Source organism: Streptomyces sodiiphilus (assembly GCF_039529215.1).
GTDB lineage: Bacteria > Actinomycetota > Actinomycetes > Streptomycetales > Streptomycetaceae > Streptomyces > Streptomyces sodiiphilus.
Window position 1 is genome coordinate 1 of sequence record NZ_BAAAMJ010000008.1, and the last position, 19,374, is coordinate 19,374.

The window sequence follows — 19,374 nt, forward strand, 5'->3', positions numbered from 1 at the left end:
TCGAGCATGCCGTAGATCATTTACGGGACAGCCCTTAGGTCAGCCGGGAGCGCACCACCGTCCCCGGGGTGCAGAGGGCGCCCAACCCGGTCGTAGCTCACTCATGCGGAACGTGACAACCCCGTCACGGCCCAGGCGGGCATGCGCTGGCCTGGTAGGCGGACCGTGAGGGACGCGGATGTCCGTGGCGGGTGCAGGACGACCTGAGAAGCGAATGCCGGTGGCCGAAAGGCAGCAGGAAACCGGGAACCGAGGCTGACTCCTCCGTCAGCGGCTCCCGCATAACTGGCCGGATAGGAGCCCCTGCTCCGACCCGAAAGGGTGCCGACGCGGGTCGGGTGAGCCTGCGAGGAACGATGACGAACGACGCGGGAACCGAGGGACAAGTTGGACACCACAGCCATGGTGCAGGCGAACGCTGTCGACACCGCGGCGGCTGGGGTGAACGGACCTGAGGACGGGCCGCTCGACTGGGACGCTGTGCAGTGGCGGACGGTTGAGAAGGACGTACGGCGTCTGAGGCAGCGGATCTTCGCGGCATCGCAGGCAGGAGACCTGAAGAAGGTCCGTAACCTGCAGAAATTGATGCTCCGTTCGCGTGCCAACGCGCTGATGAGCGTGCGGCGGGTGACGGAGGTCAACGCTGGCCGCAAGACGGCGGGTGTCGACGGCAAGGTCATCGTGAGCGCCCAGGACAAGGCCGACTTGGCCGACTGGGCGCAGCGCCGGACCGCGCCGTGGTCACCGCAGCCGGTCAAGCGGGTATATGTGCCGAAGAACAACGGGCGCCGCCGCCCACTCGGAATTCCCGTGATCGCCGACAGGGCACTTCAGGCTGTCGCGCTCAACGCACTGGAGCCCGAGTGGGAAGCACGGTTCGAGCCGAGGTCGTATGGATTTCGGCCCGGCCGTGGTTGCCACGACGCGATCAAGGCTATTCATCAGGCGGGGAAAGGAAGGAATGCCAAACGCCTGTGGGTGCTTGACGCGGATTTGGAAGCGGCATTCGATCGGCTCAATCACGACCATATCTATGCCTCGCTGGGCAGTTTCCCCGCTCGGGGACTGGTCCGGCAATGGCTGAAATCGGGTGTGGTCGAGGACGGCTGGTTCACACCGACGGAAGAGGGAACGCCTCAAGGCGGTGTGATCAGCCCCGCGCTGATGAATGTTGCTCTGCACGGCATGGAGACTGCTGCCGGGGTCGTCTATCTCCGGCTCGGCACGGATGCCGCGCACGTGGCGGCCGGATCGCCCGTGGTCATCCGCTACGCCGACGATTTTCTCGCGCTGTGTCACTCACGTGAACAGGCCGAGCAGGTCAAGGCGCGGCTTGCCAGCTGGCTGAAGCCCAGAGGGCTGGTCTTCAACGAGGCCAAGACCCGGATCACGCACCTGGACCAGGGCGTGGACTTCCTGGGCTTCAACATCCGCCGACACCGCGGAAAGCTGCTGACCAAGCCGAGTAGGGATGCCCTGCAGAGAATCCGGAAACGGCTCTCCACCGAGATGAGGAAGCTGCGTGGGGCGAACTCCGACGGGGTGATCCACACGCTTAACCCGATCATCACCGGATGGGCAGCCTATTACCGGATCGGGGTATCCAGCCGCGCTTTTCAGGCGCTGGATCATCATGTGTGGAGACTGACCTACAAGTGGGCCAGACTCACGCATCCGAACAAACTGAGGCGCTGGGTCGTGAACCGGTACTTCGGTATGTTCAACCCCGCCAGGCAGGACCGATGGGTGTTCGGTAGCAGGGACACCGGCTACTACCTCCGGAAATTCGCCTGGACCAAGATTGTTCGGCACCAGCTCGTCACGGGAACGGCATCTCCGGATGACCCGTCCCTCACCGAGTACTGGGCCAGTCGGCGCCGCCGCAGCAAACCCCCGGTCTCGCGAGCCATGCTCCGTCTCCTGCAGGCACAGCATGGCCGATGCCCCATATGCCGAGGGCTGCTGTTGCTCGCCGACCGGGAGCCACAGAGCCCGCAGGAATGGGAACGATGGCTCTCCGTCACCCGGAAGGCGCTGCGCAAACACGCGGTCAGCGCCATCCCCGGACATGGCACGCCGAACGGTCAAGCCGTACTTCGACTCACGCACACTCACTGTCATCGACGGCTTACCAGAGATGACAGTGAGGCCAGGAAAGCTGCACGCCTGCGAGCCTGAGGGCTTGCTTGAGCCGGTTGCCTGGAAAGCGGGCACGGCCGGTTCTGAGGGGGCTCCGGCGCAGCAATGCGCCGGAGCTACCCGACGAGTGGGCGGGCGAGGCCACGCCGGACGGCATGCAGCACCTGCTGGAGCGGGCCAAGTGGGACGCCGACGCCGTTCGTGACGATCTGCGCGACTACGTCGTCGAGCACCTCGGGGACGACCAGGCCGTGCTGGTCATGGACGAGACCGGAGACCTGAAGAAAGGCACGGCGACCGTCGGGGTTCAGCGTCAGTACACCGGCACCGCGGGGCGAATCGAGAACTCCCAGGTAGCGGTCCACCTCGTCTGCGCCACCCCGCACGGCCACGCCGCGGTGGACCGGGAGCTGTACATGCCCAGGGTGTGGGTCGAGGACCCCGACCGCTGCCGGGCCGCCGGCATGGATCCCGAGCAGGTCCTCTTCGCCACCAAGCCGCAGCTGGCCGCCGCAATGATCGAGCGGTTCCTGGACGCGGGTCACCAAGCGGCGTGGGCCACTGGCGATGAGGTCTACGGTGGCAGCCCCGCCCTGCTGGACACCATGGCCGCACACGGCCTCGGTTACGTGATGGCGACGTCGTGCCGCACGGAAGTGACGACCCCGGCAGGGAAGTTCCGCGTCGACGCACTGATGCGCAAGGTGCCGCGCAGGGCCTGGCAGCGCCTGTCGGCAGGGCGAGGCGCGAAGGGGCCACGCCACTACGACTGGGCCACCATCGACCTCGTGCCCGAGGTGACACCGGGCACCTACCGGCTGCTGATCCGCCGCAACCGCACCACAGGTGAGCTGGCCTACTACCGCTGCTACAGCCCGCACCCGGTTCCACTGCACGTTCTGGTGCGCGTCGCCGGGACCCGATGGCGGATCGAGGAGACCTTCCAGTCCGGCACGGGCCTCGTCGGCCTCGACCAGCACCAGGTCCGCCACTTCACCCCGTGGCAGCGGTGGACCACCCTCGCCATGCTGGCCCACGCCTTCCTCGCCGTCGTCCGCGCCGCCGAGCACCGCCTTCGGCCCGCCCCCCAGGGGCTGATCGTCCTGACCTGCAACGAGATCCAGCACCTGTTCACCACCCCGGCACAGCCCACCCACGACCCACGGAGTCACCGTCTGCGCTGGTCACTATGGCGCCGCCGTCACCAAGCCCGAGCCCGCGACTGCCACTACCGACGCCGCCAGTCCGAAACATGAAGATCCACATCTACGGCTGGAGTACTAACTTCCCGCGATACATCTGTCGTTCAGCGTTCGGCCCGCCTCTCGTTAACACATCCCATGCCTCAGCCTTGGCGCAGCCGACAACACCGTCAGCTGCTACGGCATCACAAGTTCCACCTCAGTGCCGCCCCCTCTATCTCAAGAATCCGGTTCGTCCAACTCGCCCTTTCTCTGGAATCTCGTCCTGTCATCGCCACACACGACAGGAGTCGACCCATGCCGGAGCCGAGCGGAGCACAAGAGGCTGCCTTCCTGAACCTCCCGAGGGCCGCCGAGTACCTCGGCATCTCCCCCAACACGCTGTACGTCTGGCGACACCGCCGACAGGGTCCGCCCAGCTTCCGCATGGGGCGGCGCGTGATGTACCGGATCACGGCGCTCGACGAGTGGGTCTGCGACCAGGAGCGAGCGGATTCCCGTTCCAACCGTGCCCTCGACCCGCTGAACCGGAAGCCGCAACGGCGCTCGAGGACAGCGAGGTGACACGGCGGCTCCCGCGTCCGCGCTCCCCGAAAGAGATCCTCGAAACGGGGATTGGAACGTGCCGCAGGACGTGTTGGCACTGACCAGTTCATGATCACGCACCACTTGGAGGGCCCCGTCATGGCGGGTTACACAGAGGACCGATGGCTGAAGAAGCGCCCCGACAAGGTGACCGGGAAGCGGGAGCGGACCGCGATCTACGGCACCGGCAAGCGCTACCGAGTCAAGGGCATTCCCGGCATCCAGGACCGGTCGTTCGAGACGAGCTAGGACGCCAAGTGGCTCGCGAGCGCCAAGACCGACTCCAGCCGTGGCGAGTTCGTCGATCCCCGCAAGGGGGAGATCCTTCTCGCCGACTACATCGTCGACCACTGGTGGGCCGGCCGGTCCGACGAGCCCTCGACGGCGGACCCGATGCGCAGCCGCATCTGGAACCACATCATCCCGTTGATGGGCGACTACGCACTGCGCGAGATCGACGCCTCGGCTCTGCGGACCTTCAAGACCGCGCTCCTCGCGAGGGTGGAGGAGTCGACAGCGGAGGTGATCTGGGGGCATCTGTCGTCGATACTCGGGAGTGCCGTCGACGACCAACGCCTGCTCCGCAACCCGATGAAGGCCACGAACAGCGTCAAGCCGCCGCGTGCGACCGACAGCAAGGCGAAGGCGTGGTCGAGGGAGGTCGTCGATACCGTCCGCGCGGAGCTGCAGGACCGCTACCAGATCGCGGTGGACCTCGGCATCGGCCTCGGGCTGCGCCAAGGCGAAGCGTTCGGTCTCGCCGAGGAGGATTTCGCTTCGAGGCCGGCGTCGTTCACGTCCGCCGCCAGCTCAGGTGGGACATCAAGGGACGCCCTTACTTCTCGCTCCCCAAGGGGCGCAAGATCCGCGATGTCCCGCTGCCGGCCAACCTGGCGGTGAGGGCGCGCTCTCACTTCCGCCGGTTCCCGTCGACTCCCTGCACGCTCCCGTGGCGGAACCCCGAGGCTCCGTCCACCGCGCTCGAGGAGCGTCAACGGAAGCCGATCACCGTGGCCTGATCCTCACCTCTTCGCACGGCAACCGCATCTACTACCGCACCTGGAACGACCGCAGCTGGAAGCGTGCGCTCGCCGCCGCCGGGCTGATCAAGCCAGTGGGCGAGAAGGTGCGACACGACGGCAACCGGGTTCGTCGGGTACTGCGCTACGCCGCTCCGCGCGAGGACATGTTCCACGTCCTCCGCCACACGTACGCGAGCGTGCAGCTGGAGGCCGGCGAGTCGATCGTCAGCCTCTCCAAGTGGCTCGGGCACTCGACGCCGAAGGTCACGCTCGACCACTACGCTCACTTCATGCCCGGTGCGGGGCAGCGCGGCCTCGCCGCCATGGACGCCTGGCTGCAAGGTCCCTCGCGGCCGAAAGTCCCTGAGAAGTCCCTGCCGGTGCCGAGTACCCCTCGGCTACCCTCGAATATGCAGGTCAAAGGCATAGTGCGACAGGGGGCGGACATGTCCGTCAAGTACAAGGAGACCGCCCGCGGCGGCCTCGCCGTCAACATCATCGAGTGCTGACTCCCGTCCCGTCCGGGCGGGAGGTTCCGACGAGGTCCAGCGCCGGCTGGACGAGGCGCCGGTACTGGGCGTCAGCCAGGGGGCGGGGCATCGCGCGCACGAGGGTGTCCCGCGCGGCGCGGACCACGGGGCCGCGCCACCCGGCTGCCTGCCCCAGCCGGCGCGAGGTGAGCTGGACGCGGCGCACTCGCCGGTGGCGCAGCGCGGTGTAGCGGCTCAGCGCCCCTTCCGCTCCGGGGGCGAGCGCGCGCGCCAGCGCGTAGGCGTCCTCGACGGCCATGGCCGCGCCCTGGCCCTGGTTGGGGGTCATGGCGTGGGCGGCGTCCCCGAGCAGGACGACACGGCCCCGTCCCCAGACCGGGGCCGGCAGTTCCTCCAGGTCGTGGTGGAGCGGGGGCCGCTCCGTCAGGGCGTCCAGCAGCGCGCCGGCGTCCGCCCGGTAGCCGCGGAAGACGTCGCGGAACCCTCCCGGCCAGTCGGGGGCGGGGGCGCGCGGCGGGGCGGTCCGGACGAGGAAGTAGTACAGCCGCTCCCCGGGCAGTGGGACGGTGCCGACCCGGGTTCCGTCTCCCCACGCCTCGGCGGCCCGGGTGAGGCCGGGATTGCGGGTGATACCGCGCCAGCAGGTGACCCCGCTGTACCGCAGGGCCAGGGGGCCCAGGAGCAGTTCCCGGACGGTGGATCGGATCCCGTCCGCTCCCACGACCAGGTCGTAGGACTCCGTACCGCCGTCCTCGAAGCGCACCTCGACGGCCGTACCGGTGTCCCGGAGGGCACTCGGCGAGTGCCCGTGGATCACCTGGACTTGGGGGGGCAGCGCGTCGAGCAGGGCTGCGTGCAGTGCCGGCCGGGTGAGCGACCACAGAGGTCCGAAGCGGCCGGAGAGCCGCTGGGTCTCCACCCGGCCCAGCAGTTTCCCGTCCGCCCGCAGCAGGTCGAGCGAGGGAAGCGCGTGGCCGTGACCGGCCAGTCCGACGCCCAGTGCGGCGAGCACCCCGGTGGCGTTGGGAGCCAGGATGATGCCGGCTCCGACGGGCTCGAACGCGGGGGCGCGCTCGGCCAGGGTGACGTGATGGCCTGCCCGGGTGAGAGCGAGTGCGGCGGTCAGACCGCCGATCCCGCCCCCGACGACGAGGATGTTCATGCGGGTCCCTCGGTGGTGAGGAGCCGCCGGAGGGAGTCCTCCAGCAGCCGGAGCTGTGCGGCGCGGTCGAGTTGTCCTCGCAGGCCGGCCACGAGGATGCCGAAGTACAGCGAGAAGTAGCCGGTGAAGGCCAGGACCGGGTCGACCGGGGCGCTGGTGCCGGCGGCCTCGGCCTGCGTGAGGCACCGGGTCACCCACTCCCGGAACTCCGCCATCCGCCGCTCGGCCGGGCCGTGGGGGTTGGTGTGGAACAGCGAGGCGGACAGGTAGTGACGCGAGAGGTCGGGTTCGCTGTCGTAGCTCTCGTAGAGCTTCCGGGCGACGTGCACGAGCCGGTCGACCGGGTCGTCCGTCTCGGGGAGGGTGGCGAAGGCCGTCTCCAGCGCGGCGGCGATCCGTTCGTCGAGCAAAGTCTCGATCAGCGTGTCGAGATCGGGGAAGTGCACGAAGAAGGTGCCGACCGCCACCCCGGCCTCGGCCGCGACCTCCCGGGTGGTGAGCCCGGCGAGTCCGCGGCGGGCGAGCACCGCGCGCGCCGCCTCCAGCAGAGCCCGCCGGGTCTGCTCCTTGCGCCACCTCCGGACACCGCCGGGTGGCGGCATGTCACCGCCGAGGGGCGCCTCGTTCTTCGCGTCACCTTCCATATCGCTGAGCATACTCAGTGAGCGCACTCAGCGAACGCCTCCCCGAGGTGATATCCGCCACCCGGTCACGGTGTGGGGAGGCCGGCCAGACGAGCCGGGCGGGCGAACCGGACGAGCACCCCCGGGGAGTACAGGACGCTCACCGGGTCGCCCCCGGGCTCGGGGAGCCCGGCCGCCGCCATCAGGTTCTCCTCGCAGTGCAGCAGGCGGGCCCGGTGCAGGGGCCAGCGCGGGTGGGTGTTCGGCAGGTACAGCTGCCGGCCGAAGAAGGCCGAGTGCAGCCCCCACCGGGCGGTCAGGAAATCCTCCAGTTCGGTGGGGCGCTCGATGCGCTCACCGGCCCGGACGGTGATCCGGCAGCGGGCGTCCCCCCGGCGCGGCAGGCGCCGCCTGCTGGTGTAGGTGAAGGTGTCGCCCTCGCGGCGCACGGCCATGGCGGACCACACGTACGGCAGCCGGAAGAACAGCCGGGCCACGGCCACCGGCAGCAGGCGGGAGGCGTCCAGCGACAGGAACACCACGCCGCGCCGCCCATGGCGGTCCACCGAGTAGAGCCGGACGTTGGTCTCCGGGAAACTGCCCAGGTAGGGGACCCCGGGCAGACCGAGCCACCCCACCCGGTGCATCCGGAAGGCGATCAGGCCCGCGTAGGTGGTCCCGTGCAGGGTGTCGGGGGAAACCCCTCGCGGAAGCAGCGGAGCGACGGTCCCCGGATCGACGGCCCAGTGCAGGAACGCCAGGTCCAGCCACGACTGGGTGAGCAGAGTGCGGGAAGTCGAGCCGGGCGGCTCGGCGCGGACGGGTTCCGGGACGGGGGGCGGCTCCACACTCCCAGCATCGCAGAGCCGCTGCGCGGGTTCCGGGCCACCGGGCGGGCCTGCCGTCGCGGGAAAACGGGGAGACACGCCCTCCCGGCTCCCCTACGGTCGGCCGCATGGCTGACGAGTGTTTCGCGCATCCACGCCTGGCCGCGGTCTACGATCCGCTCGACCCCGATCGCAGCGATCTCGACGCGTATCTCCTGATGGCCGAGGAGTTCGGGGCCCGCCGGGTGCTGGACATCGGCTGCGGGACAGGGGTGTTCGCGCTCCTGCTGGCCGGCCGGGGCATCGAGGTCGTCGGCGTCGATCCCGCGCGGGCGTCCCTCGACGTGGCCCGGGGCAAGCCGGGCAGCGAGCGGGTGCGGTGGATCTGCGGCGACGCGACGGCCCTTCCGCCGCTGCGCACGGACCTGGCGACCATGACGGCGAACGTCGCCCAGGCCATCGCCGGCCCGACGGCGTGGCGGGGGACGCTGCGGGGCGCCCGCGAGGCGCTGCGGCCCGGCGGACACCTGGTGTTCGAGACCCGGGATCCGGCCCGGCGCGCCTGGGAGGGATGGAACCGGGAGGCGACACACCGCGTGGCGAGGCTCCCGGGCGTCGGCGCGGTGGAGACCTGGTGCGAGGTGACCGAGGTCGACGGGCCACTGGTCACCTTCCGCTGGACCTTCGTGTTCGCGGCGGACGGGCAGGTACTGACGTCGGATTCGACGCTCCGGTTCCGCGAGCGCCGGGAGGTGGAGGCGGACCTGGCCGAGGAGGGGTTCGAGGTGGAGGACGTCCGGGACGCGCCCGACCGGCCGGGCAGGGAGTTCGTGTTCGTCGCGCGGCGCCGGTAGCCCGCCCGTCCGCCCGGTGCGCCACGGCGGCGGGCGGCATGCCACCATCGGGACCGTGCTCGACATCGGCTACGCGCTCTCCGGCCGCTTTCCCGACCCTCCGCAGACCGACTACCGCACCGTCGGCGTGCGGGCGCTGCGGTACGACCTGTTCTGCGGTGACGTCTATCTGGCCGACACCCGGACCGACCACGAGCTGGCCACCGCCTGGGGCTGGGTCCCGGTGCTGGACTTCGCCTGGGCCCTGTGCGACATCGCCGAGCAGCTGGACGCCGACCCGCTGGGCAGCCGCGCCTCCCGCCCGCAGCGGGCCACGCTGGACTTCACCGAGTCCACCGAACTGCTGCGGTTCTCACGGCGCTTCGGCCATGTGGAGATCACCGCCGACTGGCGGCCGGAGGGCGAGCCGTCGCTGACCGTGACGCACACGGAGCTGCGCCGCGAGGCACGCGACTTCCTGCACGACCTGCTCGCGGACCTCTTCGACATGCACGAGGAGCTGCGCGACAACCCGGTGGTCTGGCAGCTGGAGGCCCGCTTTCCCCGGGTGTGAGCCCGGCGCCCCGCGGCCGCTCAGGAGTTCCGGGCCGCCTGGCGCGCGGCCCAGAACTCCTCGAAGGAGAGCAGGCCGTCGCCGTTGCCGTCGTTCGCGTCGATGAGCGCCTGCGCGGTCTCCTCCGGCACATCGGTCCCGCCCACCTCGGCGAGCACCTGCCGCAGCTCGGCCGCGGTGACGAAGCCGTCGCCGTCGATGTCGAACTGCTCGAAGATGGTGCGTGCCGACTCGATGTCCGCCATGGGGCTCCCCTGTTCGCGCGTGTCCCGGGCCGGACCCGCCCGACGCGGGTGGTCCCGGACGCGGTCACCTTAGCGGAACCGCGCGGCGGCGCGGATCCGGCCCGGGGCCGCTCACCGTCCGTTTCCGTCGGTCTCGCCGGAAGGCGGCGCGTCGTCCGCCGCACGGGTGTCCGGCGGGGACTGGACCGCCCGCAGCAGCAGCACCGAACGCTCCGGCACGGTGATCGCGGCGCCGCCGCGGTGCACACTGCCGGGCGCCTCGCGCTGGTCCTCCCGTGAGGTGTCGACCACCAGCTCGTAGCTGCCGGCCCAGGGCGGTCCGGGCAGCGGGAACCGGATGCGGCCGGCCGCCGCGTGCCAGATCGCCAGGAAGCTGTCGTCGGTCACCCTGACGCCCTTGGCGTCGCGCTGCGGGATGTCGCGGCCGGACAGGAACATGCCCAGGGTGAGGCCGGGTGCGTGCCAGTCGTCCTCGGTCATCTCCCGGCCGTCCGCCGCGAACCAGCCCAGGTCCCGCATTCCCTGCGGACCGTGCCGGCGCCCGGAGAAGAAGGCCCGGCGGCGCAGCACCGGGTGCCGTCCGCGCAGCGCGATCAGCCGGGTCGTCAGCTCCAGCAGCGGCCGCCAGGCCGGGTCCTCCGGCAGTGACCAGTCGATCCAGCTGAGCTCGTTGTCCTGGCAGTAGGCGTTGTTGTTGCCGCGCTGCGTGCGGCCCATCTCGTCGCCGGCCACCAGCATCGGCACCCCGGTGGACAGCAGCAGGGTGGTGAGCATGTTCCGCAGCTGGCGGCGGCGCAGGGCGGCCACCTTCCCGTCCTCGGTCCCGCCCTCCGCACCGCAGTTCCACGACCGGTTGTCGTCGTTGCCGTCCCGGTTGTCCTCGCCGTTGGCCTCGTTGTGCTTCCGCTCGTAGGAAACCAGGTCGCGCAGGGTGAAACCGTCGTGCGCGGTGATGAAGTTGACCGAGGCGTAGGGCCTGCGGCCGCCCCAGGCGTAGAGGTCGCTGGACCCGGACAGGCGGTATCCCAGGTCCCGGACGTCGGGCACCGCCCCGCGCCAGAAGTCGCGGACGGTGTCGCGGTAGCGGTCGTTCCACTCCGTCCACAGCGGCGGGAAGGCGCCGACCTGGTAGCCGCCGCTGCCGATGTCCCAGGGCTCGGCGATCAGCTTGACGCGGCGGAGCACCGGATCCTGGGCGATGACGGCGAGGAACGGGGAGAGCATGTCGACGTCGTGCATGGAGCGGGCCAGCGCGGCGGCCAGGTCGAAGCGGAAGCCGTCGACACCCATCTCCTGGACCCAGTAGCGCAGCGAGTCGGTGATCAGGCGCAGCACGTGCGGCTGGACGACGTGCAGGGTGTTGCCGCATCCGGTGTAGTCGGCGTAGCGGCGCAGGTCGTGGGCCAGCCGGTAGTAGCCGGCGTTGTCGATGCCCTTGAGGGAGAGGGTGGGCCCCAGCTCGCCCGCTTCGGCGGTGTGGTTGTAGACGACGTCGAGGATGACCTCGATCCCCGCGTCGTGCAGGGCCCGCACCATGGACTTGAACTCGCCGACCTGCTGCCCCCGGCTGCCCGCGGCGCTGTAGCCGGAGTGGGGGGCGAAGTAGCCGATGGAGTTGTAGCCCCAGTAGTTGCGCAGGCCGCGGCGCAGCAGGTGGTCCTCGTGGGCGAACTGGTGCACGGGCAGCAGCTCGACGGCCGTGACCCCGAGCCGGCTCAGATGCTCGACGGCCGCCGGGTGCCCCAGTCCGGCATACGTGCCGCGCAGCGCGGGCGGGATCCCCGGGTGGCGCATGGTGAAGCCGCGCACGTGCAGCTCGTAGATGACCGAATCCGCCCAGGGGGTCTTCGGCCGCCGGTCGTCCGCCCAGGTGTCCTGGTCGTGCACGACGACGCCCTTGGGGACGAAGGGCGCGGAGTCCCGGTCGTCCCGGACGGTGTCGGCGAGCTCCTGTTCCGGCCAGTCGCGGGCGTGCCCGTAGACCTCGGCCGGGAGGGCGTACTCCCCGTCGACAGCCCGCGCGTAGGGATCGAGCAGCAGCTTCGCCGGGTTCCAGCGGGCACCGCTCCACGGGTCCCAGCTGCCGTGCACGCGGTAGCCGTAGCGCTGTCCGGGGCGCACCCCGGGCACGAAGCCGTGCCAGATCTCGTGGGTGAGCTCGGTCAGCGGACAGCGGATCTCGCGGTCCTCCTCGTCGAACAGGCAGAGCTCGACGGCGTCGGCGCCGGCCGACCACAGGGCGAAGTTGGTGCCCTCCGTGCCGTCCGGGCCTGCCAGGAAGCGGGCGCCGAGCGGATGCGGACTTCCGGGCCACACTGCCCTCCGCGGCTCCGGCCGGCCGGCCGGGGAGAGCCCGGACGCGGGGCGTGCGCCGTCCACCGGCTGGGCGGGCAGACCGCCCACCGTTGCCGGACCGGTGCCGCCGCGGCCGGCGGCTGCGCGCTGCTCGGGTGCCTGCGACACGTGCCCGCCTCCTGGGGGATCGCCCGGCCGGTGGCCGGGACTTCCCCGGTTCTCCCGGGGTCTCTTCACGGTGGTCCGCCCGCCCTTCGGCAAGGGCCGACTTCGCATGACATTCAATCAGGTTTGTCCCGGAATCGGCGCTTTGCCGCCGCGGCCGCGTCCGTACCCCCCCGGTGCCGCCGGGAACTGCGACGGAACAGTGACAATCCGGGGGTGTTGACACCGAATCAGTGTGATTACCTGGCATGAGAAGCGGCGTTCCCACGGGGTCGAGGACGCCGCTGAGGTGCGCGTGAGGGGAGAACCATGGTGAGGACGCAGCCGGGGAGCCGCAGGGCTTCCGCCGCGGCCACCGCACTGCTCGGGGTACTGCTGCTGCTGGTGACGGCGTGCAGCGCGAGCAGCGAGGCGAGCGAGAAGGCCGGCCAGGGGGGCGAGAAGGAAACCGCCGGGGTGCAGATCGCGATCACCCCCGAGGACGGCAGCCAGGACGTGCCCACCTCGGGCGGCCTGCGGGTCACCGCGGAGGGCGGCACGCTGTCCGAGGTGACGGTCACGGGCGACGAGGACGAGGAGATACCCGGGCGGCTCTCCGAGGACGGGACGGACTGGGAGCCCTCGGAGCACCTGGCCAACGACACCGCGTACACGGTCCGCGCGGTCGGCGAGAACGGCTCCGGCGAGCAGGTGACCGAGACCTCGTCCTTCACCACCGTGGCGGCCGGTGCGACGTTCGCCAGCTCGTGGAACATCTCCGACGGGGCCACCGTCGGGGTGGGCATGTCACTGTCCCTGACCTTCGACACCCCCATCGAGAACACCGCCGCCGTACGGGACGCCATCGAGATCACCACCGAGCCCGAGGTGGAGGTGCGCGGCCACTGGTTCGGCAACCAGCGGCTGGACTTCCGCCCGGAGAGCTACTGGGAGCCGGGCACCGAGGTCGACGTCAAGTTCCGTGTCCGGGGCGTCGAAGGCGCTCCCGGCGTCTACGGCACCCTGCACCGGGACGTGTCCTTCACCATCGGCCGCAGCCAGGTCAGCACCGTGGACATCGACTCCCTGACCATGGAAGTGGTCCGGGACGGCGAGCCGCTGAAGACGATCCCCGTCACCGCCGGCGCGCCCGGCAAGGAAACCTGGAACGGCATCATGGTGGTCAGCGAGCTGCACCAGGAACTGCGGATGGACGGGGCCACCGTCGGCTACGACTACGACATCCCGGACGTGCCGCACGCCATGCGGCTGAGCCAGTCCGGTACCTTCCTGCACGGCAACTACTGGTCCAGCGCCGACACCTTCGGCAGCCGGCTCGACACCCACGGCTGCATCGGCCTGCGCGACGTGCAGGGCCGGGGGGACAGCAGCACCCCGGCCGCCTGGTTCTACCAGAACACGATGATCGGTGACGTCGTCGAGGTCATCAACTCCGACGACAAGCAGATCGCCCCGGACAACGGGATCAACGGCTGGAACATGCCGTGGAGCGAGTGGGGCGCCGGGCAGTAACCCGTCAGCACCGGGAGGCGGCGGGGTGACGCGCGTTAACGCGCGTTACCCTGCCGCCATGACTGTGCATCTGAACGTTGCGGACGGCGTCGGGACCATCCGGCTGGACCGGCCGCCGATGAATGCCCTGGACATCGCGGTGCAGGACCGGCTGCGCGAACTGGCCGGGGAGATCACCCGGCGCGAGGACGTGCGGTCGGTGGTCCTGTGGGGCGGCGAGAAGGTCTTCGCCGCCGGCGCGGACATCAAGGAGATGCGGGAGATGGACCACGCCGCCATGGTGGCCCGCTCGCGGGACCTCCAGGAGGCGTTCACCGCGGTGGCCCGCATCCCCAAGCCGGTGGTCGCCGCGGTCACCGGCTACGCGCTGGGCGGCGGCTGCGAGCTGGCGCTGTGCGCCGACTTCCGGATCGCCGCGGACAACGCCCGGCTCGGCCAGCCGGAGATCCTGCTCGGCCTCATCCCCGGCGCGGGCGGGACCCAACGGCTGGCCCGGCTGGTCGGCCCGTCGAAGGCCAAGGACCTCATCTTCACCGGACGCATGGTGGACGCCGCCGAGGCGCAGTCCATCGGACTGGTGGACCGGGTGGTCCCGGCCGCCGAGGTCTACGAGCAGGCGCACGCCTGGGCCGCGAAGCTCGCCGCCGGACCGGCCATCGCGCTCCGCGCGGCCAAGGAATCGGTGGACGCCGGCCTGGAAACGGACATCGACACCGGCCTGGCCATCGAGCGCACCTGGTTCGCCGGGCTCTTCGCCACCGAGGACCGCGAGCGCGGCATGCGCAGCTTCGTCGAGGAGGGCCCCGGCAAGGCGCGGTTCCTCTGACGCCCGTCGCAGGTGTGTGCGGAGGCGGGGGCCCGCCCGTGCCGGCCGGCGGGCGCGCCGGGCCCTCCCCGCCCGGGCATCGCCGGACGTTCGGGGCATCACGGACGCGCCGCCCCCGCCCCCCGTACCGGCCGTACTCCTCCACTGTCCGCGCATCCCGCCGAACGACCGGCGCCCGGTTCCCGGACCGGCCATGATGGGGGCATGGGAGCAACGGCGGGAGCCCGGGCGCGAGGCATCACGGACATCGACGAACCGGCCGGGTCCGCGGCCCGCTCGGCCGGGGTTCCGGCATCGGCCGAGCTGCGCCTGCCGGCCCGCCCCGAGTCCGCCGCCACCGCGCGCGCCTGGACCCGGGAACTGCTGCAGCAGCACTGGCTGCTGCCTCCCCGCCTCACCGACGACGCGGTGCTGCTGGTCTCCGAGCTGACCGGCAACGTGATCCAGCACACCGGGGCCGAGTTCCTCGGGCTGCGGATCCGCCGACGGCGCGGGTGGATCCGGGCCGAGGTCCGCGACCCTTCCCGTGCGCTGCCCTGCCTGCTGCCCATCCGGGGGCTGGAGACCAGCGGACACGGTCTCTTCCTGGTCGACGCGATCGCCGACCGCTGGGGAGTGGACCTGCTGCCGCGCGGCAAGTGCACCTGGTTCGAGATGAGGGTGACCGGCCGCCGCACCGGCTGAGATCCCCGCCGGTCCGCCCGGCACCCGCGGCCGGACGCGAACGGTCAGCGCCGGCGCCTCCCGGCCGCCCGACGCCGGCGGTCGTTGCACAGCAGGCACCTGCCCCAGCCGGGCGGCAGCGGATCCTGCTTGTCACCGTGGAGCGGGTCCACCGCCCCGCGCGGATGCTCCCGGCAGCCCGTCTCCCCCGGGCCGTCGCTGAGGGCCTGCGCCGCGACCAGCGCCCTGCGCAACGCGTCCACCAGAACCTCGGCCTGCTCTCCCGCCGGCGGCTCCTGGTCGAAGGCGAGGTCGTAGGCGACGCGCAGCGCCGCCTGGAGCTCCTCCAGCTCCGCCTGCTGTTGCCTGACACTCATGGTTCCCACCATAGAGGCGACCACCGACACCGGCGGCGGACGCCCGGCACTGCCGAAAACCCCATGAGAAGTGTCAGTGGCAAAACATAGGATCGCCCCTGATGCCTGCCTCAGCCCCCCACACCGCCGAACCCGCGGCGCCCGCCGCTCGCAAACGCTCCGTCGTCCGCTCCCTGCTGCGCCTGTGGCCGTATGTGCGGCCCGTGCGGTTCCGGCTCTTCTCGGCGGCCGGTGTCGCCATCGTGGCCTCGTCCATGGCTCTGGTCATCCCGTTGATCCTGCGGTGGATGGTCGACGGCCCGATCGCCGAGGGGGACACCGCCGGCATCTGGCTGGGCGGCGCCGTGCTGCTGTCCGTCGGCCTGGCCGAGGCCCTGCTGTTCGGCCTCCGCCGCTGGCTGGTCGCCCGGCCCCTGGCCCGTGTGGAGGCCGACCTGCGCGCCGGCCTGTACCGGCACGTCCAGCGGCTGCCGGTCTCCTTCCACGACCGCTGGTCCTCGGGCCAGTTGCTCTCCCGGGGCACTGGCGACCTGCAGCAGCTGCGGATGTTCCTCGCCTTCCCGCTTACCTTTCTGATCGTCAACGGCACCACCATCGCGGTCGGCTGCGTCATCCTGCTCTCCCTGGACTGGACCCTCGGGCTGATCCTCATCGCACCGGTGCTCCCGCTGATCTGGGTGTGCACGGCCTTCGAGAAGAAGTACTCGCTGGCGGCCCGCCGCGCCCAGGACCAGATGGGCGACCTCACCACGGTGGTGGAGGAGGCGGTCCTCGGCATCCGGATCATCAAGGGATTCGGCCGGCACCGCAGCCAGGCCGAGGCGTTCCGCGCGCTCTCCGGAAAGCTGCGCGGCACCGAACTGGGCAAGGCCAGGCTGCTCGGCTGGATCCTGGCGGTCATCATGATCGTCCCCGAGTTGTTCCTGGGGGCCGCGCTGGTGGTGGGCGTCGTGCAGGTCGCCCAGGGCACGCTCACCGCCGGGACCCTGGTCGCCTTCACCGCCATCGCGCTGGCACTGCGCTGGCCGATCGAGTCGATCGGCTTCATCCTCGCGATGTGCAACGAGGCCGCCACCGCCGCCGACCGGTACTTCGAGGTGCTCGACTCGGAGATCCCGCCCGAGCCCGCAGCGCCCGGGTCCGCCCCGGCCGCGGTCCGGACCGCGCCGGAGGGCCGGACGGGCGACGGGCTGCGGTTCGACGGCGTCGTCTTCCGGCACCCCGACGCACCCCCCGGCAGCCCGCCCGTCCTGGACGGCATCGACCTGCACATCCGCAGCGGCGAGACGATGGCGCTGGTGGGGGCCACCGGCAGCGGAAAGACCACGCTCACCGCGCTGGTCCCGCGGCTGCACGACGCCACCTCCGGCACCATCACACTGGACGGCACCGACATCGCCGCCCTCCCCCGCCACGAGGTGCGCCGCCGGGTCGCCATGGCCTTCGAGGAGCCCACCCTGTTCTCCGCGACCGTCCGGGAGAACGTCATGATGGGCGCCGGTCCCGGAGCCGACGAGGAGGAAGAGCGGGCCGCCTTCGAGCGCGCCCTCGCGATCTGCCAGGCCACCGAGTTCGTGCACGCGCTGCCCCACGGCCCCGAGACCGAGGTCGGCGAGCAGGGGCTGAGCCTGTCCGGCGGGCAACGGCAGCGCCTCGCCCTGGCCCGGGCCGTGGTGGGCCGCCCCCGGTTCCTGGTGCTCGACGACCCGCTCTCCGCGCTCGACGTGCACACCGAGGCCCGCGTGGAGGCCGCCCTGCGCGACGTCCTGGCGACCTCGACCGCGCTGATCGTGGCGCACCGGCCGTCCACCGTCATGCTGGCCGACCGCGTCGCACTGCTCTCCGGCGGCCGCATCGCGGCGGTCGGCACCCACGCCGAACTGCTGCGGAGCAGCCCCGAGTACCGCTTTCTGATGACCGGAGAGCGGCAGGAGGTGTCCGTCCGTTGACCACCGCAGTCACCGACCGGCCCGAACCGCGCGAGGGCGCCGGCGCCTCCCCCGGCGGTCCGCAGGCCGCTCCCGATCCGGTCGCCGACGACGACCTTCCCGCTCCGCGCGGCGCCTCCCGCAGGCTACTGGGCTCCCTGCTGCGCCCGCACCGGGGTTCCGTGCTGCTGGTGGCGGTGCTGCTCCTGCTGCAGCAGGCGGCGGTGCAGGCGGGCCCCCTGCTGATCGCCCTGGCCATCGACCGCGGGGTGCCCGCCGTCCGTGCGGACGACTTCGGCCCGCTGGGCGTGCTGGCCGCCGTCTACCTGGTGTGCGCGCTGGGAGCCGGGCTGCTGCTGTACGCCTTCGTGCGGCTGGCGGCGCGGGTCAGCCAGAACGTTCTGCTGGACCTGCGCGGCAGGATCTACCGGCACGCCCAGGCACTGAGCCTGGACTTCCACGACCGGTACACCTCGGGGCGGGTGATCTCCCGCTCCACCAGCGACGTCCAGTCGCTGCGCGAGCTGCTCGACGAAGGGCTGCAGGAGCTGCTGACCGTGGTGGTGTCGGTGGTCTACATCACCGCGCTGCTGTTCTACCTCGACTTCGGGCTGGGAGCGGCGGCCCTGCTGTCGTTCTACCCCGTCTACCTCCTGACCCGCAGCTACCGCCGGCGGGCCGGCAAGCTGTTCCGGCAGCGGTCCACCGCCATCGCCTCGGTCATCGTGCGGTTCAACGAGACGCTCGGCGGCATCCGGCCGGTGCAGGCCTTCCGCCGCGAGAAGGCGAACGACTCCGCCTTCGAACGGCTCAACCGGCACCACCAGCAGGTCAACGGCAGCACCATCCTGGAGATGGCGCGGTTCGTGATCACCTCCCGCATCATCGCCAACGTCACCCTGGCCGTCATCGCGCTGTGGGGCGCCCACCGGGTGGCCGCCGGGGATCTGGCGCTGGGCGTGCTCGCCGCGGGCGTGCTGTACGTGCGGCGGCTGTACGACCCGCTCGACCGGTTCGCGATGATCCTCAACTACTACCAGTCGGCCTCCGCCTCGCTGGACAAGATCGCCGGGCTGCTGGCCCAGAGCCCCGACGTGCCCGCGCCCCGGGACCCGGTGCCGCTGCCGTCCCGCACGGCCTCGATGCCCGGCCGCGAGGTCGTCTTCGACCAGGTCTCCTTCTCCTACCGGACCGGTGGTGAGGTGCTGCCGCGCTTCTCCCTGACGCTGCCGGCCGGACAGACCGTGGCCGTGGTGGGCGAGACGGGGGCGGGCAAGTCCACCCTCGCCAAGCTGCTGGCCCGGTTCTACGACCCGACGCTCGGCCGGGTCCTGCTCGACGGCGTGGATCTGCGCCGGCTCACTCCGGCCGACCTCAGGCGCGGGGTCGTGATGGTGACGCAGGAGGCGTTCCTGTTCTCGGGCACGGTGGCCGAGAACATCGCCATCGGCAAGCCGGAGGCGAGCCGGGAGGAGATCGAGCGGGCGGCGAAGGCGATCGGTGCCCACGAGTTCATCGCCGCCCTGCCCGAGGGCTACGACACGGATGTCCGCAAGCGCGGCGGGCGGATCTCGGCCGGCCAGCGGCAGCTCGTCGCCTTCGCCCGGGTCCTGCTCGCCGACCCGGCGGTGGTGATTCTCGACGAGGCCACCTCCTCGCTGGACGTGCCCGGTGAGAAGGCGGTGCAGGACGCCATGACGACGGTCCTCAAGGACCGCACGGCCGTCGTCATCGCCCACCGGCTGTCCACCGTGGAGATCGCCGACCGGGTGCTGGTGATGGACGGCGGACGCATCGTCGAGGACGGTTCCCCACAGGAACTGATTTGCGGCGGCGGACAGTTCTCCGGCCTGCACCGCGCCTGGCGGGACAGCCTCGCCGGCTGACCGGCGGGGCGGGTCCTGC

General features: G+C 71.3%; 19 protein-coding genes. 13 read left to right on the forward strand and 6 right to left on the reverse strand.

All coding sequences use genetic code 11. From position 1 onward, the window contains the following. Positions 1-402: 402 nt before the first annotated feature. The 6 genes from ltrA to ABD299_RS03370 all read left to right on the forward strand — a co-directional run bounded on the left by ltrA (position 403) and on the right by ABD299_RS03370 (position 5,457). On the forward strand, positions 403-2,178 hold the full coding sequence (gene ltrA, locus ABD299_RS03345; RefSeq protein WP_344258703.1) for a group II intron reverse transcriptase/maturase: 1,776 nt from the start codon (positions 403-405) through the stop codon (positions 2,176-2,178). Then, complete coding sequence (locus ABD299_RS03350) at positions 2,175-3,395, forward strand: IS701 family transposase (RefSeq protein ID WP_425581250.1); 1,221 nt, start codon at positions 2,175-2,177, stop codon at positions 3,393-3,395. Before ltrA ends, ABD299_RS03350 begins: the two co-directional genes overlap by 4 nt. Positions 3,396-3,638: 243 nt before the next feature. Then, the gene (locus tag ABD299_RS03355; protein ID WP_344258705.1) at positions 3,639-3,905 is read left to right on the forward strand and encodes a helix-turn-helix transcriptional regulator; all 267 of its coding nucleotides are present in this window, start codon (positions 3,639-3,641) and stop codon (positions 3,903-3,905) included. Between the two features lie 120 nt (positions 3,906-4,025). Continuing rightward, positions 4,026-4,175, forward strand: coding sequence for a hypothetical protein (locus ABD299_RS03360; RefSeq protein ID WP_344258708.1), 150 nt, complete (start codon positions 4,026-4,028; stop codon positions 4,173-4,175). Positions 4,176-4,355: 180 nt separating this feature from the next. Next, positions 4,356-4,826 (forward strand): hypothetical protein, encoded by a 471-nt coding sequence (locus tag ABD299_RS03365; protein ID WP_344258709.1) that lies wholly within the window; start codon positions 4,356-4,358, stop codon positions 4,824-4,826. Positions 4,827-4,875: 49 nt separating this feature from the next. Then, complete coding sequence (locus tag ABD299_RS03370) at positions 4,876-5,457, forward strand: hypothetical protein (protein ID WP_344258711.1); 582 nt, start codon at positions 4,876-4,878, stop codon at positions 5,455-5,457. On the opposite strand, the gene ABD299_RS03375 is transcribed toward ABD299_RS03370, so the two are convergent. From ABD299_RS03375 to ABD299_RS03385, 3 genes are all read right to left on the reverse strand, one after another. Continuing rightward, positions 5,444-6,601, reverse strand: coding sequence for an FAD-dependent monooxygenase (locus ABD299_RS03375; protein ID WP_344258713.1), 1,158 nt, complete (start codon positions 6,599-6,601; stop codon positions 5,444-5,446). The two genes, ABD299_RS03370 and ABD299_RS03375, sit on opposite strands and share 14 nt — an antisense overlap. Beyond that, complete coding sequence (locus ABD299_RS03380; protein ID WP_344258715.1) at positions 6,598-7,245, reverse strand: TetR/AcrR family transcriptional regulator; 648 nt, start codon at positions 7,243-7,245, stop codon at positions 6,598-6,600. The genes ABD299_RS03375 and ABD299_RS03380 overlap by 4 nt, the downstream gene beginning before the upstream one ends. A gap of 65 nt (positions 7,246-7,310) precedes the next feature. Further along, on the reverse strand, positions 7,311-8,072 hold the full coding sequence (locus ABD299_RS03385) for a YqjF family protein (protein WP_344258717.1): 762 nt from the start codon (positions 8,070-8,072) through the stop codon (positions 7,311-7,313). A gap of 107 nt (positions 8,073-8,179) precedes the next feature. Here ABD299_RS03385 and ABD299_RS03390 point away from each other — a divergent pair, with 107 nt between their 5' ends. Both ABD299_RS03390 and ABD299_RS03395 read left to right on the forward strand, forming a co-directional pair. After that, positions 8,180-8,905, forward strand: a complete 726-nt coding sequence (locus tag ABD299_RS03390; protein WP_344258720.1) for a class I SAM-dependent methyltransferase — start codon at positions 8,180-8,182, stop codon at positions 8,903-8,905. A 55-nt stretch (positions 8,906-8,960) separates the two neighbouring features. Continuing rightward, positions 8,961-9,458 carry a hypothetical protein gene (locus tag ABD299_RS03395; protein WP_344258722.1) on the forward strand — a complete coding sequence of 166 codons (498 nt, stop codon included), beginning with the start codon at positions 8,961-8,963 and terminating at the stop codon, positions 9,456-9,458. A gap of 20 nt (positions 9,459-9,478) precedes the next feature. Here the strand turns inward: ABD299_RS03395 and ABD299_RS03400 are convergent, their stop codons facing one another. Together ABD299_RS03400 and glgX are read right to left on the reverse strand one after the other, a co-directional pair. Next, a complete protein-coding gene (locus ABD299_RS03400) occupies positions 9,479-9,703 on the reverse strand; it encodes an EF-hand domain-containing protein (RefSeq protein WP_344258723.1) in 225 nt (74 codons plus the stop codon). A 111-nt stretch (positions 9,704-9,814) separates the two neighbouring features. Then, complete coding sequence (gene glgX / locus ABD299_RS03405; protein WP_425581242.1) at positions 9,815-12,166, reverse strand: glycogen debranching protein GlgX; 2,352 nt, start codon at positions 12,164-12,166, stop codon at positions 9,815-9,817. 306 nt (positions 12,167-12,472) lie between these two features. Between glgX and ABD299_RS03410 the strand changes: the two genes are divergently transcribed. The 3 genes from ABD299_RS03410 (at position 12,473) to ABD299_RS03420 (ending at position 15,185) form a co-directional block, all read left to right on the forward strand. Next, the gene (locus ABD299_RS03410) at positions 12,473-13,675 is read left to right on the forward strand and encodes a L,D-transpeptidase (RefSeq protein ID WP_344258726.1); all 1,203 of its coding nucleotides are present in this window, start codon (positions 12,473-12,475) and stop codon (positions 13,673-13,675) included. A 58-nt stretch (positions 13,676-13,733) separates the two neighbouring features. Beyond that, on the forward strand, positions 13,734-14,501 hold the full coding sequence (locus ABD299_RS03415; RefSeq protein WP_344258728.1) for an enoyl-CoA hydratase/isomerase family protein: 768 nt from the start codon (positions 13,734-13,736) through the stop codon (positions 14,499-14,501). A 204-nt stretch (positions 14,502-14,705) separates the two neighbouring features. Continuing rightward, the gene (locus tag ABD299_RS03420; RefSeq protein ID WP_344258730.1) at positions 14,706-15,185 is read left to right on the forward strand and encodes an ATP-binding protein; all 480 of its coding nucleotides are present in this window, start codon (positions 14,706-14,708) and stop codon (positions 15,183-15,185) included. Between the two features lie 44 nt (positions 15,186-15,229). Here the strand turns inward: ABD299_RS03420 and ABD299_RS03425 are convergent, their stop codons facing one another. Beyond that, the gene (locus ABD299_RS03425; RefSeq protein ID WP_344258731.1) at positions 15,230-15,541 is read right to left on the reverse strand and encodes a hypothetical protein; all 312 of its coding nucleotides are present in this window, start codon (positions 15,539-15,541) and stop codon (positions 15,230-15,232) included. 101 nt (positions 15,542-15,642) lie between these two features. Between ABD299_RS03425 and ABD299_RS03430 the strand changes: the two genes are divergently transcribed. Together ABD299_RS03430 and ABD299_RS03435 are read left to right on the forward strand one after the other, a co-directional pair. Next, entirely contained in the window at positions 15,643-17,490 is a 1,848-nt protein-coding gene (locus ABD299_RS03430) for an ABC transporter ATP-binding protein (protein ID WP_344258733.1), read from the forward strand. Next, positions 17,487-19,355, forward strand: coding sequence for an ABC transporter ATP-binding protein (locus ABD299_RS03435; protein WP_344258735.1), 1,869 nt, complete (start codon positions 17,487-17,489; stop codon positions 19,353-19,355). The genes ABD299_RS03430 and ABD299_RS03435 overlap by 4 nt, the downstream gene beginning before the upstream one ends. The last annotated feature ends 19 nt before the right edge of the window (positions 19,356-19,374 follow it).